This window comes from Variovorax glucosi, from assembly GCF_051216695.1.
Lineage (GTDB): Bacteria > Pseudomonadota > Gammaproteobacteria > Burkholderiales > Burkholderiaceae_C > Variovorax.
Genome location: NZ_JBPJZE010000003.1, coordinates 193916 through 207041, shown reverse-complemented (window position 1 = coordinate 207041; position 13126 = coordinate 193916). Strand labels below are relative to the sequence as shown.

The 13126-nt window shown below is 65.9% G+C and carries 14 protein-coding genes; 9 read left to right on the top strand and 5 right to left on the bottom strand.

Annotated features, from left to right (window positions below):
* Positions 1-3: 3 nt before the first annotated feature.
* From ACSFA3_RS15730 to ACSFA3_RS15715, 4 genes are all read right to left on the bottom strand, one after another.
* Entirely contained in the window at positions 4-864 is an 861-nt protein-coding gene (locus tag ACSFA3_RS15730; protein ID WP_435506418.1) for a GSU2403 family nucleotidyltransferase fold protein, read from the bottom strand.
* Positions 865-1021: 157 nt separating this feature from the next.
* A complete protein-coding gene (locus tag ACSFA3_RS15725; RefSeq protein ID WP_435506417.1) occupies positions 1022-1495 on the bottom strand; it encodes a DUF6152 family protein in 474 nt (157 codons plus the stop codon).
* A 26-nt stretch (positions 1496-1521) separates the two neighbouring features.
* Positions 1522-1956, bottom strand: coding sequence for a hypothetical protein (locus ACSFA3_RS15720; protein ID WP_435506416.1), 435 nt, complete (start codon positions 1954-1956; stop codon positions 1522-1524).
* Positions 1953-2645, bottom strand: coding sequence for a FadR/GntR family transcriptional regulator (locus ACSFA3_RS15715; RefSeq protein WP_435506415.1), 693 nt, complete (start codon positions 2643-2645; stop codon positions 1953-1955). The genes ACSFA3_RS15720 and ACSFA3_RS15715 overlap by 4 nt, the downstream gene beginning before the upstream one ends.
* A 221-nt stretch (positions 2646-2866) precedes the next feature.
* On the opposite strand from ACSFA3_RS15715, the gene ACSFA3_RS15710 reads away from it, so the two are divergent.
* The 7 genes from ACSFA3_RS15710 to ACSFA3_RS15680 are packed head-to-tail and all read left to right on the top strand — an operon-like array spanning position 2867 to position 9494.
* A complete protein-coding gene (locus tag ACSFA3_RS15710) occupies positions 2867-3550 on the top strand; it encodes an amino acid ABC transporter permease (protein ID WP_435506914.1) in 684 nt (227 codons plus the stop codon).
* Between the two features lie 2 nt (positions 3551-3552).
* Complete coding sequence (locus ACSFA3_RS15705; protein ID WP_435506913.1) at positions 3553-4203, top strand: amino acid ABC transporter permease; 651 nt, start codon at positions 3553-3555, stop codon at positions 4201-4203.
* Positions 4187-4915: an amino acid ABC transporter ATP-binding protein gene (locus tag ACSFA3_RS15700; RefSeq protein WP_435506414.1), complete on the top strand. Its 729-nt coding sequence runs from the start codon at positions 4187-4189 to the stop codon at positions 4913-4915. The genes ACSFA3_RS15705 and ACSFA3_RS15700 overlap by 17 nt, the downstream gene beginning before the upstream one ends.
* A gap of 55 nt (positions 4916-4970) precedes the next feature.
* Entirely contained in the window at positions 4971-5744 is a 774-nt protein-coding gene (locus ACSFA3_RS15695) for a transporter substrate-binding domain-containing protein (RefSeq protein WP_435506413.1), read from the top strand.
* A gap of 50 nt (positions 5745-5794) precedes the next feature.
* Positions 5795-6805: a zinc-binding alcohol dehydrogenase family protein gene (locus ACSFA3_RS15690; protein WP_435506412.1), complete on the top strand. Its 1011-nt coding sequence runs from the start codon at positions 5795-5797 to the stop codon at positions 6803-6805.
* Positions 6806-6831: 26 nt separating this feature from the next.
* The gene (locus tag ACSFA3_RS15685) at positions 6832-7959 is read left to right on the top strand and encodes a mannitol dehydrogenase family protein (protein WP_435506912.1); all 1128 of its coding nucleotides are present in this window, start codon (positions 6832-6834) and stop codon (positions 7957-7959) included.
* Positions 7956-9494 carry a UxaA family hydrolase gene (locus ACSFA3_RS15680; protein ID WP_435506411.1) on the top strand — a complete coding sequence of 513 codons (1539 nt, stop codon included), beginning with the start codon at positions 7956-7958 and terminating at the stop codon, positions 9492-9494. Before ACSFA3_RS15685 ends, ACSFA3_RS15680 begins: the two co-directional genes overlap by 4 nt.
* Before the next feature lie 22 nt (positions 9495-9516).
* Here the strand turns inward: ACSFA3_RS15680 and ACSFA3_RS15675 are convergent, their stop codons facing one another.
* On the bottom strand, positions 9517-10350 hold the full coding sequence (locus tag ACSFA3_RS15675; protein WP_435506410.1) for an IclR family transcriptional regulator: 834 nt from the start codon (positions 10348-10350) through the stop codon (positions 9517-9519).
* Positions 10351-10462: 112 nt separating this feature from the next.
* Here ACSFA3_RS15675 and hmgA point away from each other — a divergent pair, with 112 nt between their 5' ends.
* Positions 10463-11803 (top strand): homogentisate 1,2-dioxygenase, encoded by a 1341-nt coding sequence (hmgA, locus tag ACSFA3_RS15670; protein ID WP_435506409.1) that lies wholly within the window; start codon positions 10463-10465, stop codon positions 11801-11803.
* Positions 11800-13089, top strand: coding sequence for a fumarylacetoacetase (fahA, locus tag ACSFA3_RS15665; RefSeq protein ID WP_435506408.1), 1290 nt, complete (start codon positions 11800-11802; stop codon positions 13087-13089). Before hmgA ends, fahA begins: the two co-directional genes overlap by 4 nt.
* Positions 13090-13126: the final 37 nt, after the last annotated feature.

Sequence of the window (13126 nt, the reverse complement as noted above, 5' to 3'; positions counted from 1 at the left end):
GGCTCAGGACAGGTACTGCGGCATCCGTTCCCGGACCAGCTCTTCGACCAGACCGGCTTGCAGAACATCCTTGGAACGCTTGAGCGGATCGCGGTTCGCGTAGGTCGCCAGCGTGCGTTTGACGCTCACGAAATCCATGGGATGCATGGTGATCATCGAGGCCATTTCGCCGTTGGTGGCAACAACCATCTGCTCGAAGCGGGGCGAACCCAGGATGCGGTTGCCGGTCGAGGCCTGAACAGCCCAGATATCCCCCTCGTCATCGTTCATGCGCAAAGGATGCGGATCGCCGTCCTTTGCGATCCGTCGAATGACGTCCACCTCGAAACCCTGCGCATTTCTTGCGGTCTCCTTCTGGTCTTCGAGTCTCACGAACGATTTGTCGACCTTCTGGAGCAATCCGATGAAAGAAGCTTCGGACTCTTTCATCTTCGAGAAAAAGGCGAGGTGTTTGCGTGTGTCGAACAGTAGATCGATGTCGCGTGTCGCCATGGCCTGAGGCATGAAACGGACGCCGCAGGCGCTTTCATAAGCGTAGAGCGCGTGGGTGCCGACCACCGTGAAGTTCTCCTGAAATCCCGACTTTTCCAGCATGTTCAGCACGTCGACCACGATCTTCGGAACCCGTCCGACGCGGAGCGCCCGATTCAGACGGCGCTGTTCGTCGTACACCGTTTCGATGGTTGCGAGACGCCCGGCAATTTCGGCCTTCCGCGCCATGAAGCTGCGATGGATTTCCATCGTTTTCTCGTTCTCCGGACCGAGCGATGTCTGCGCACTTCTGGAGGACGTGCGGATCAGGTAGCGGCCGCCCGACACTTCGCGCCAGATCATGCCGCCGCGAAACTGATCCGCTGCCTTCATGACGCGACGTCGTTCGTTGAAAACAGTTTCAGCGTCGATGTACTGCCGGTTTTGGCTCTCGGAGTTTTCGATGTAGCCGATCACTTTTCAATCCATTTTGGAGAAAAGCGATTTTGCATTGAAAAACTTTACGTATCAATGACTTAGCTTCCGCGATTCAGACCGGGCTCGACCGCAGCCCATAGGCCTTCCCACCCACGAACAGGTACTCCACGCGCATTACCGCTTCCCCCGCCTCGTCCTTCATCGTGAACCCGACCGCCGACACATTGTCGCCGGCCTTGATCTGTGGCACCTGCCATGCCGACATGCGCGTGAGCGGCGCGAGTTCCAGTTCCCAGCGGTTGTCCTTGCGGCGTGGAATCACAGCCTTCGCCAGCAACCCCGGACCATCGACGCCGGCGCTTTGTGCAGGAACGGCGCGCTGCGCCAGACCGGCCGGCAAAGCGAGGCCCGGAGAGACGTCCAGCATCAGCTCGGCATGCGGGTTCTGCCACTTGCTGCTGGCGACCTTGCCTTCGAGATAGATCGGGCGGTCCTGGTCGAAGCTGCTCCAGCCGTGGTGCGCCCAGGCGGCGGACGGCAGGGCGGCGATGAAGAGCAAGTGGCGGCGGGAAATCGGCGACGACATGATGAAAGCTCCTTGTCGGTAAAGCGTCAGTAGGCGATCCAGCGTCCGCAGACGACGACGCCGAGCCAGATCGCAGTGGACACCAACATCTGAATCCGCGCGACCGGGTCGAGTTTTTGCAGCGATCCGCGTCCGTGGAACCACGCCGCATTGCAGCCGGCCATCGCGAGCAGGCCCATCTTGACGAGAAAGCTGCGGTTCGCCAGCAGTTCCGACGGCTGCGTGGCGAACATCAGCAGCCCGCTGAAGGCGGCCAGCCCGAAACCGACGGCAGCGATCCGCAACGACAGCCGCGCCAGCGCCTGCACCGGCAACGCCGCCTCGCCGCCGAACACCCGGATCTCCAGCGCCACCAGATTCCCCAGCAGCAGCGCGATTCCGACGATGTGTACAGATTCCAGCGCAGGATAGGCCCAGGAACTGGCGCGCAGGGCGTCGAAGAACGCGACGATCCCGTTCAAGGCGTGACCCAGCGGTCCGCCGCCGCGCCAATGTGCGAGCGCATCGCCGACTCCGCCAGCAGCGGATCGCGTTGCACCAGGCAGCGGTAGATCTGCTCGTGCTCGGCCAGCGCCTCGTGCGTCGTCGGCTTGCTCTCCAGGCGGTTGCGCATGTGTTCGGCCAGCGGGCTGCGGCGCTCGTCGAACAGCGTGCCGACCAGGCTGGCGAGGATCGAGTTGCCCGACATCTCGGCGATGCGGACGTGGAATTCGCGGTCGTGCGCCATCACGTCGCGGCCGGCGGCGACGTCCGCGCGCATTGCTTCGACGCTGTCGTGCACGCGGGCCAGGCTTTCGGCCGTCGCGTGCACGCAGGCCAGCACGATGACCGCGCCTTCGAGCGCACCGCGCGCCTGCATGAGTTCGGCCGGGCTCTCGCCCATCGACACCGGCAGCGCAGGCCGGCGCAGGGTCCGCTGGCAGACGTAGACGCCGGAACCCATGCGGATCTCGACGTTGCCTTCCATCTCCAAGGCGATCAGCGCCTCGCGCAGCGATGGCCGCGACACGCCGAGCTGCTGTGCCAGATCGCGCTCGGGCGGAAGGCGGCTGCCTTCGCGATAGCCGCGCTCCTGGATGAGTGCGCGCACCCTGTCCGCGATCTGCTGGTAGAGGCGGCGGGTTTCGAGCGGGCGGACGAGTTCGGTCATGGAGCTTGAGAGAGAGGAATGCAGGAATGCAGAAAGGCAGAAAAGCGGCGAATTGCATGTCCGACTGGTCAGACCAGATGGTCAGACCAAAACCATTTTCTGTGGCCTTTCGATTGCAATTGCCGGGGTAAACCCGGTAAGGCCAATTCAGATTCGTAGGTAAATTGGCCTGACCAGACAAAAACGACGTGAAGCCGCTCAGCGAAACCACGCAACCCGCCTTGAAATACTCCTTCGACTTCTCCGCACCGCTGGCCTACTGGCCAGACCTGCTGGCCGGCGCCTGGACCACCTTGACGCTGTCGCTCGCGTCGACTGTGTTCGGCTTCATGGTCGGCGTGCTGTGCGCGCTGGCCACCACCGGGCGCGCGGCATGGCTGGCCCGCGTTGCCAACGTCTACATCGAGGTGATCCGCAACACGCCGCTGCTGGTGCAGGTGTTCATCGTGTACTTCGGCATGTCGTCGATGGGCTTCCAGGTCGGCGCGTTCACCGCCGCGACGATCGCGCTGGTGGTCAACGTCGGCGCCTACACGGCCGAAATCGTTCGCGCCGGCATCCAGTCGATCCCGCCGAGCCAGCTTGAAGCGGCCGAATGCATGGGCCTCACGCACTGGCAGACGCTGCGCCACGTGGTGCTGCCGCCGGCCATCGAGCGCGTGTTCCCGGCGCTGACCAGCCAGTACGTGCTGCTGATGCTGGCCTCGTCGGTCTGCTCGCAGATCTCGGCGGAAGAACTCACGGCGGTCGCCAACCGCATCCAGTCGGACACCTTCCGCTCGGTCGAGACCTATCTGATCGTCGCTGCGGCGTACCTGGCGATGTCGCTGGTGATGCGCACGGTGTTCTGGGCGGTCGGCATGGTGGCGTTTCCGCGCCGCCGTCGCTTGGGGACGCCGCTATGAGCATCGGATTCCTGAACACCGCGCACCTGCAGTACCTGTTCAACGGGCTGCTCTGGACGGTCGTGCTGTCGCTGCTGGGCTTCGTCGGCGGCGGCATCCTCGGCGGCGCGGTCGCCATCGGCAGCACCTGGGGGCCGAAGTGGTCGAAGCTGCTGGTGTCGCTCTACATCAAGCTGATACAGGGCACGCCGCTGCTGGTGCTGCTGCCACTGGCGTATTTCGGGCTGCCGTCGCTGGGGCTGAACATCGCGCCGCTCACGGCTGCGGCGATCGCGCTGTCGATCTACGTGTCGGCCTATCTGGGCGAGATCTGGCGCGGCTGCATCGAGTCGGTACCGAAGACGCAGGCCGAAGCGGCCGAATGCCTGGCGCTGCCATGGCACCAGCGCGTGATCCACGTGATCCTGCCGCAGGCGCTGAAGATCGCGACGCCGCCGACGGTCGGCTTCATGGTGCAGATCGTCAAGAACACCTCGCTGGCTTCGGCCATCGGATTCGTGGAGCTGGCCCGCGCGGGCCAGATCATCAACAACTCCACCTTCGAGCCCTTCGTCATTTTCATGATCGTCGCGGCCATGTATTTCGCCCTGTGTTATCCGCTGTCGGTGCTGAGCCGACGGCTCGAAAGGAGCTTCAATGTCGGCAATCGTTGAAATCGAGAACATCTCCAAGTGCTTCGGCACGGTGCGCGTGCTGGAGGACGTGTCGTTCACCGTGAAGAAGGGTTCGGTCGTCGCGATCATCGGCGCCAGCGGATCGGGCAAGAGCACCGCGCTGCGCTGCATCGACCGGCTGGAGCAGGTCGAAAAAGGCCGCATCCGCGTCTGCGGCCACGACGTGACCGGCCCCGGCCTCGATCTGCAGAAGTTGCGCCGCGATGTCGGCATCGTGTTCCAGAGCTACAACCTGTTCCCGCATCTCACGGTGGCCGAGAACATCATGCTGGCGCCGCGCCTGGTGCTGAAATCCAAGCGCGCCGACGCCCGCCAGCGCGCGATGGAAGTGCTGGCGCAGGTCGGCCTGGCCGAAAAGGCCGATAACTATCCGTCGCAGCTTTCCGGCGGACAGCAGCAGCGCGTGGCCATCGCCCGTTCGCTGGCGATGTCGCCGCAGCTGATGCTGTTCGACGAAGTCACGTCCGCGCTCGATCCGCAGCTCACCGGCGAGGTGCTGCGCGTGATGGAGGGCCTGGCTGCCGACGGCATGACCATGATCCTGGTGACTCACGAGATGGCGTTCGCCCGCAAAGTGGCGGACGAGATTGTCTTCATGCACAAGGGCCGCGTCTGGGAAACCGGGCCGGCTTCGATCCTCGACGCGCCGGCGACGGTAGAGCTGCGCGACTTCGTCGGCAACGGGCTCTGATCCCGATCCGACCCGGCCACCTTTTCTTCAATCCCTGCGAAAAGAGACAAACGACATGACAAAGACATCCAACTTCGTGCGCGGCATCCTGGCTTCGGCCGCCGTTCTGGCCATCGGCCTCGGCTCGGCGCATGCCGACCTGCTCAAGGACATCCGCGACGCCAAGAAGATCCGCATCGCGCTCGACACCGGATCGCCGCCCTACGGCTTCGTGAACGACGTGATGAAGCCGGTCGGCTCCGACGTGGAAACCGCCACGCTGCTGGCGCAGGACCTGGGCGTCGCGCTGGAGATGGTGCAGACCACCAGCCCGAACCGCATTCCGTTCCTGCAGACCGGCAAGGCCGACATCGTGGTCGCATCGCTGTCGGTCACGCCGGACCGCGAAAAGGTCATCGACTTCTCGCAACCGTACGCGCAGATCCTGGCCGTGATCGCCGGGCCGAAGGGCGTCGAGATCAAGGGCTTCGACGACCTGAAGGGCAAGCGCGTCGCCACGACGCGCGGCTCGAACAACGACAAGGTCGTGACGACCGGCGCCAAGGATGCGCAGATCGTCCGCTACGACGACGACGCCACGCTCGTGACCGCAGCCGTCAGCGGCCAGGCCGACATCGTCGCGACCTCGCCGGCCATCGTGAGCACGGTGCTGCAGAAGTCGCCGAAGAAGGACCTCGTCACCAAATTCACGATGTCGACCGTTCCGCTCGGCATCGGCCTGCGCAAGGAAGAGCCGCAGCTCAAGGCCTGGCTCAACGACTGGGTCGCCAAGAACACCGAGAACGGCAAGCTCAAGGCGATCTACACCAAGTACCACGGCGGCAACTGAGCCACCGGCGCGCACCGACCCACACCACCCACTTTTCCCCCGGACCCACCATGCTGACCGTCATCTGTGAAACCCCTGGCACCCTGCGCGCCGAGCAACGCGACCGCCCCGCGCGCGGCGACGGCGAAGTGCTGCTGCGCGTGAAGCGCGTCGGCGTCTGCGGCACCGACCTGCACATCTTCACCGGCAACCAGCCCTTCCTGCAGTACCCGCGCGTGATGGGCCACGAGCTCTCCGGCGTGATCGAGGAGGGCGTGCCGGGCGGCCGTCTGCAGGCGGGCGACGTCTGCTATGTAATGCCGTATCTGTCTTGCGGCAAATGCATCGCCTGCCGCCAGGGCAAGACCAACTGCTGCGTGAACATCCAGGTGCTGGGCGTGCATCGCGACGGCGCCTTCACCGAATACCTCTCGCTGCCCGAAGCTTTCGTACACAAGGCCGAAGGCGTGTCGCTCGATCAGGCGGCGATGGTGGAATTCCTTGCCATCGGCGCGCACGGCGTGCGCCGCGGCGACGTGAAGCCGGGCCAGCGCGTGCTGGTGGTCGGCGCCGGCCCGATCGGCATGGCCGCGATGATCTTCGCCCGCCTGCGCGGCGCGACCGTCACCGCGCTCGACGGCCGGCAGGATCGCCTGGACTTCTGCCAGCGCGAACTCGGCGTCGCGCATACCGTGGCGCTGGGCGATGGCGACGAAGCCAAGCTCTCCGAAATCACCGATGGCGAATTCTTCGACCAGGTGTTCGACGCCACCGGCAACTCGAAGGCCATCGAGCGCGGTTTCGGCTTCGTGGCCCACGGCGGCAACTACGTGCTGATCTCGGTCGTGCGCCAGACCATCACGTTCTCCGACCCCGAATTCCACAAGCGCGAGACCACGCTGATCGGCAGCCGCAACGCGACCACCGAAGACTTCGAAACCGTGCTGGCTGCCATGAGCCGCGGCGACGTGCCGACCGCAGCGCTCAACACGCACCGCATGAAGCTCGCCGACGTACCGACCGATTTCGCGCAACTGCTCGACCCGGCGCGCGGCGTGGTCAAGGCGATCGTCGAGGTCTGAACCGAATGACGACCGCGCACCAAGAACTGACCCATCCGATCCTGCAGTTCGGCACCAGCCGCTTCCTGCAGGCGCACGTCGATCTTTTCGTCTCGCAGGCGCTGGCCGGCACCGATGGTGCCGGCAAGGCGCTCGGCGGCATCACCGTCGTGCAGACCACCGATCGGCCCGACGGCGCGGCGCGCATTGCGGCGCTGGCGAACGGCGCGGCGTATCCGGTGCGCGTGCGCGGCATCGCGCATGGCGAACGCGTCGACCAGACGCTGGAATGCAGCGCGGTGAAAGCCGCCGTGCAGGCTTCGGCCGCCTGGCCGGCGTTGCGCGATGCGGTGGCGAAGCATGTGCAGGTCATCGTCTCGAACACGGCCGACAAGGGTTATCAGCTCGACGCGAGCGATTCGGTTGCGGCACTGACGAGCGACACGCCGCCGGCCAGCTTCCCGGCCAAGCTGCTGGTGCTGCTGCACGGCCGCTGGGTTGCCGACCACGCATCGACGCTGACGCTGTTCCCATGCGAACTGATCGAGCGCAACGGCGAAGTGCTGCGCGACGTGGTGGTCGCGCTGGCGCACGAATGGAATCTCGAAGACACGTTTGCCGTCTGGCTGCGCGACCACTGCGTGTGGGCGAATTCGCTTGTCGACCGTATCGTCTCGGAGGCGATCGAGCCGGTAGGCGCCGTCGCCGAGCCGTATGCGCTGTGGGCCATCGAGCGCCATGAGCGCCTGGTGCTGCCTTGCGAGCATCCGGCCATCGTGCTCACCGACGATCTCGCGGCGCACGAGCGGCTCAAGCTGTTCCTGCTGAACGCCGGCCACACCTTCCTCGCCGAGCGCTGGCTGAAAGACGCCCGCCCGGCCGACGAGACGGTGCGCGAGGCGATGGCCGATCCGGCGCTGCGTGCCGAACTCGAAGCGCTGTGGGCGGAAGAAATCCTGCCGGTGTTCGAGGCGCTCGGCGTGCTGCCCGATGCATTGGCTTATCTGGTCGACGTGCGCGAGCGTTTCGAGAACCCGTTCCTGAACCACCGCATCGCCGACATCGCGCAGAACCACGCGCAGAAGACGCAACGCCGCTTCGGTCCGATCGTGGAGATGGCCGGCGAACAGCTGGTCGGCCTGGCCCAGCCCCGCTTGAACGCTGCATTGCCATGAACACCCAAACCCTGCTGCCTCCGTCCGCCATCCGGCTCGGCGAAACCGACAACGTCGCCGTCGCGCGCCATGCGCTCGAAGCCGGCGCGGCGCTGTCGGTCGGCCGGCACGATCTGGTCGTGCGGCAGCCGATCCCGTCCGGCCACAAGGTCGCGCTGGCGGCTATCGCGGCGGGGCAGTCGGTCGTGAAGTACGGGCAGAACATCGGCGTCGCGACAGCCGACATCGCCGTCGGCGACCACGTGCACGTGCACAACGTCGGCATGTCGGAATCGATCCACACGCATGCGGTCGGCGCGGCTTATCGGGCGACGGTCGAAGACGCCGAAGTGCTCACATTCGACGGCATCGTGCGCGCAGACGGCCGCGTCGCGACCCGCAACTACCTGGGCGTGATCGCGAGCGTCAACTGCTCGGCCACGGTCTGCCGCCACATCGCCGACGCCTTCAAGGGCGGTGCGCTCGATGCGTACCCGAACGTCGACGGCGTGGTCGCGATCACGCACGGCAGCGGCTGCGGCATGGGCGGCAATGGCGAAGGGCTGGAGTTGTTGCAACGCACACTGCGCGGCTATGCGAACCACCCGAATTTCGCCGGCGTGCTCGTCATCGGCCTCGGCTGCGAGGTCAACCAGATCGCGCCATTGGTCGAAGTGCTGACCGCCCGCGAGCCCGGCATGTTCGCCACGCTCACCATTCAGGACGAAGGCGGCACCCGCGAGACCATCGCGGCCGGCAAGGCGCTGCTCGAAGACATGCTGATGCAGGCGAATCGGGTGAAGCGCGAGCCGGTGCCGCTGACGCATCTTGCTGTCGGATTGCAGTGCGGCGGATCGGATGGCTATTCGGGCATCAGCGCGAATCCGGCGCTGGGCGCGGCCGTCGATCTGCTGGTGCGCCACGGTGGCACCGCCATCCTCTCGGAGACGCCGGAAATCTACGGCGCCGAACATCTGCTCACGCACCGTGCCGCATCGCAAGCCATCGCCGACAAGCTGATGGCGCGGCTGAAATGGTGGGAAGGCTATGCCGAAATGCACGGTGGCGACCTGAACAACAACCCGTCGCCGGGCAACAAGGCCGGCGGCATCACGACCATCCTGGAGAAGTCGCTCGGCGCGGTAGCCAAGGCCGGCTCGACCGGGCTGATGGACGTCCTCGAATACGCGGAGCCGGTGCGCACGCACGGGCTGGTCTTCATGGACACGCCCGGCTACGACCCTGTGTCTGCCACCGGCCAGGTCGCGGGCGGCGCGAACCTGATCTGCTTCACCACGGGGCGCGGATCGACCTACGGCTGCAAGCCCACGCCTTCGCTCAAGCTCGCGACGAACACGCCGATGTTCGAGCGCATGAGCCTGGACATGGATTTCGACGCCGGCGGGATCGTGGAAGGGCGGCAGAGCATTGCTGCAGCGGGGCAGGCGTTGTTCGAACTGATGATCGCGACCGCTTCGGGGCAGGCGACGAAGAGCGAAGACAACGGGCTGGGTGACAACGAGTTTCTGCCCTGGCAACTCGGCGCGGTGATGTGATCTCGCGCGGTTGAGTTCGTCGTCAGCCCGGCGCGCCGAGCCGTCCCGACACCGCCCTGGCGCAGCGCTGCAGCGCCAGAGCCAGCGCGCCATCCCACCGTGTGTCGAAGATCCCGCTTGGCCCGATGGCCGTCAGCGCCAGCACGATCGCGCCACGATGGTCGAACACAGGCGCCGACATCGCGCTCACGCCCGGGAGAACCTCGTTCTCCGAACGGCTGATCTTGTGGCTGCGCACCTCATCGATCTGTGACCCGAACTCGGCCCAGGTCGGCAAAGTCGGCGCCGGCGGCAGTCCGAACGCCGCCGTAGCCACCGGCTTGCGCTGCGCAGCCCGGCGCCGCTCGTCGTCAAGCAGCGCCTTCACGACCGCTGCATCCAGATAAGCCCCGAACAGCCGCCCCGACGCCGTGTGCGTCAGCGAAAACACCGTCCCGTGCCGCAGGCTCACATGCACCGGCGACGGCGCTTCGGCGATCTGCACGATGGTCGCGCCGCGCGCACCCCAGACCGCGATGGCAACGGTGTGGCCGATTTCCTGCGCCAGCGGCGCGAGCAGCGGCGCGGCGATGCGCACCGGATCGGCCTGCTGCAAGCCGATCAACCCCAATTGCAGCGCGAGCGGGCCGAGCAGATAGTGACCGCTGGTCGGGTCCTGCTCGATCAGCCCGAGCCGGCCGAAGCTGACCATGTACGGATGCGCCTTGGCCGGGGTCATGTCGGCCTCGCGCGCCAGGTCCTTCAGCGCCATCGGCCGGCCGTGATGCACGAGCGCCCGCAGCAATTGACCGCCGACTTCGATGCTCTGGATGCCGCGCTGCGTGCGGTCGCCGGGCGGGGTGTCGTCGGGTGTCATGGGTTCGATTAGACATTAACGGATCACGCGTCTAAACTCCTGGTCATTCGCTCAGTACAAACGAATTCGGATTAGACAAATAAAATCCGGTCCAGACGGAGACACGAACCTCATGACTTCCACCCCGCCCGATCCGCTCGACCTGCGCTACCAGCACGGCTTCGGCAACGAATACACCTCCGAAGCCGTCCCCGGCGCGCTGCCCCAGGGCCGCAACAGCCCGCAGCGCGCGCCGTTCGATCTGTATCCCGAGCTCATCTCCGGCACCGCCTTTACCGCGCCGCGCCACACCGGTCGCCGCAGCTGGCTCTACCGCCGCCAGCCGTCCGTCGTGTCCGGCCGCTATCAGCCGTATGTACAAGCGCTGTGGGCGACAGGCGCCAACCGCGACATGGCCTTGCCGCCCGAGCCGCTGCGCTGGCATCCGATTCCGTTCGAGGCTTCCGCCGTGGCTGCCGATTTCGTCGACGGCATGCACACGCTGGCCGCCAACGGCGATGCCGAGATGCACACCGGCGTCGCCGCGCACGTCTATCTCGCCGGTCGCTCGATGCAGCGCCGCGCCTTCGTCAACGCCGACGGCGAGATGCTGCTGGTGCCGCAGCAGGGCCGGCTGGTCATCACCACCGAGATGGGCGTGCTCGATGTGAAGCCCGGCGAGATCGCTGTGCTGCCGCGCGGCGTGGCCTTCAAGGTCGCGCTGCCGGATTCGGAGGCCGGCGCCGGCCCGTCGCGCGGGTACGTCTGCGAGAACTACGGCGCGCAGTTCCGGCTGCCCGAACTCGGGCCGATAGGCTCGAACGGCCTCGCGAACGCGCGCGACTTCCTCGCGCCGGTCGCGGCCTTCGAGGACGACGGCGAGTCGGGCAGCGGCTATGAAATCGTCAAGAAATTCGGCGGACGCTTCTGGCGCGCGCCGATGAAGCAATCGCCGTTCAACGTCGTCGCGTGGCACGGCAACCTGGCGCCGGTGAAGTACGACACGGTCAACTTCATGACCATCGGCTCGATCAGCTTCGACCATCCCGATCCGTCGATCTTCACCGTGCTGACTTCGCCGAGCGACACGCCCGGCACGGCCAATTGCGACTTCGTGATCTTTCCGCCGCGCTGGCTGGTGATGGAAGACACCTTCCGTCCGCCGTGGTACCACCGCAACCTGATGAGCGAATTCATGGGTCTGGTCTACGGCCAGTACGACGCAAAGCCGGGCGGTTTCAAGCCCGGGGGCGCCAGCCTGCACAACCCGATGGTGCCGCACGGACCGGACGAGGAAGCCTTCGACAAGGCCAGCCACGCCAATCTGCAGCCTCACAAGCTCGACAACACGCTGGCCTTCATGTTCGAAAGCCGGTTCCGTTTCATTCCCACGCCGTTCGCGATGCAGAGCCCGGCGCTGGACGACGATTACGCCGACTGCTGGGCCGGCCTCAAGGACCAATTCAAATCATGACGAACGCAATCGCAATCAACGCCACCCACGATCCGAAGCTGCGCAGCTGGATCGAATCCGCGAACGTGGCAGGTGCCGACTTCCCGATCCAGAACCTGCCGTTCGGCCGCTTCCGGCTCGCTGGCGGCAACGAGGCTTTCCGCATCGGTGTCGCCATCGGGGACCAGGTGCTCGATCTGAAGGCCGCCGGCCTCGTCGATACGGATGACATGAACACGCTGATGGCCGCCAGCGCCGATCAGCGCCAGGCTCTTCGCGCAACGCTGTCGGCCGGTCTCGCCGAAGGCAGCGCGCAACAGGCGGCATGGTCGAAGGCGCTGGTAGCGCAATCTGCAGTCGAGCATGCGCTGCCGTGCCGCATCGGCGACTACAGCGATTTCTACACCGGCATCCATCACGCGACCACGGTCGGCAAGCTGTTCCGTCCCGACCAGCCGCTGATGCCGAACTACAAGTGGGTGCCGATCGGTTATCACGGTCGCGCCTCGTCGATCAACGTGAGCGGCACGAACTTCAAGCGGCCGAAGGGCCAGACCTGGACGCCGGGCGCGCCCGTCGATGCCGCGCCGAATTTCGGCCCGTCGAAGCGCCTCGACTACGAACTGGAACTCGGCCTGATGATCGGTCGCGGCAACGCGCAGGGCGAACCGATCGACATCGCCGATGCCGAGTCGCATCTCTTCGGCATCACGCTGCTCAACGACTGGTCGGCGCGCGATCTGCAGGCCTGGGAATACCAGCCGCTCGGCCCGTTCCTGGCGAAGAGTTTCGCCAGCACGCTGTCGCCCTGGATCGTGACGATGGAAGCGCTGGCGCCGTTCCGCAGCCCGTTCGAGCGCCCGGCCGGCGACCCGCAGCCGTTGCCGTATCTCGATTCGCCGGCCAACCGCGCGCACGGCGCTATCGACATCACGCTCGAAGTCTGGCTGCAGACGCCGAAGATGCGCGAAGCCGGCGAGCCCGCCGTGCGTTTGACTCGCGGCAACTATGGGCACGCCGCGTACTGGACGGCGGCACAGCTGGTCGCGCACCACACCGTCAACGGCTGCAACCTGCAGCCGGGCGACATGTTCGGCTCCGGCACGCTGTCGGGCGTCGAACCCGAACAGGCCGGATCGCTGCTGGAACTGTCGCTTGGCGGCAAGCAGGCCATCGCGCTGCCGAACGGCGAAAAACGCACGTTCCTCGAGGACGGCGACACGCTGACGTTGCGCGGTTACTGCGAGCGCGACGGCGCGGCGCGCATCGGTCTTGGCGAAGTGACGGGGACCGTGCTGCCGGCCTGAAAGCCTAAAGGCGGCATTCGCGCGGGGGCTTCGTCCG

Coding starts and splice junctions, on each gene's coding strand:
- ACSFA3_RS15725 (WP_435506417.1), bottom strand. CDS start 1,495: ATGTCGTCGCCGATTTCCCGCCGCCACTTGCTCTTCATCGCCGCCCTG.
- fahA (WP_435506408.1), top strand. CDS start 11,800: ATGACGAACGCAATCGCAATCAACGCCACCCACGATCCGAAGCTGCGC.
- ACSFA3_RS15700 (WP_435506414.1), top strand. CDS start 4,187: ATGTCGGCAATCGTTGAAATCGAGAACATCTCCAAGTGCTTCGGCACG.
- ACSFA3_RS15730 (WP_435506418.1), bottom strand. CDS start 864: ATGAAGGCAGCGGATCAGTTTCGCGGCGGCATGATCTGGCGCGAAGTG.
- ACSFA3_RS15680 (WP_435506411.1), top strand. CDS start 7,956: ATGAACACCCAAACCCTGCTGCCTCCGTCCGCCATCCGGCTCGGCGAA.
- ACSFA3_RS15675 (WP_435506410.1), bottom strand. CDS start 10,350: ATGACACCCGACGACACCCCGCCCGGCGACCGCACGCAGCGCGGCATC.
- ACSFA3_RS15690 (WP_435506412.1), top strand. CDS start 5,795: ATGCTGACCGTCATCTGTGAAACCCCTGGCACCCTGCGCGCCGAGCAA.
- ACSFA3_RS15715 (WP_435506415.1), bottom strand. CDS start 2,645: ATGACCGAACTCGTCCGCCCGCTCGAAACCCGCCGCCTCTACCAGCAG.
- ACSFA3_RS15695 (WP_435506413.1), top strand. CDS start 4,971: ATGACAAAGACATCCAACTTCGTGCGCGGCATCCTGGCTTCGGCCGCC.
- hmgA (WP_435506409.1), top strand. CDS start 10,463: ATGACTTCCACCCCGCCCGATCCGCTCGACCTGCGCTACCAGCACGGC.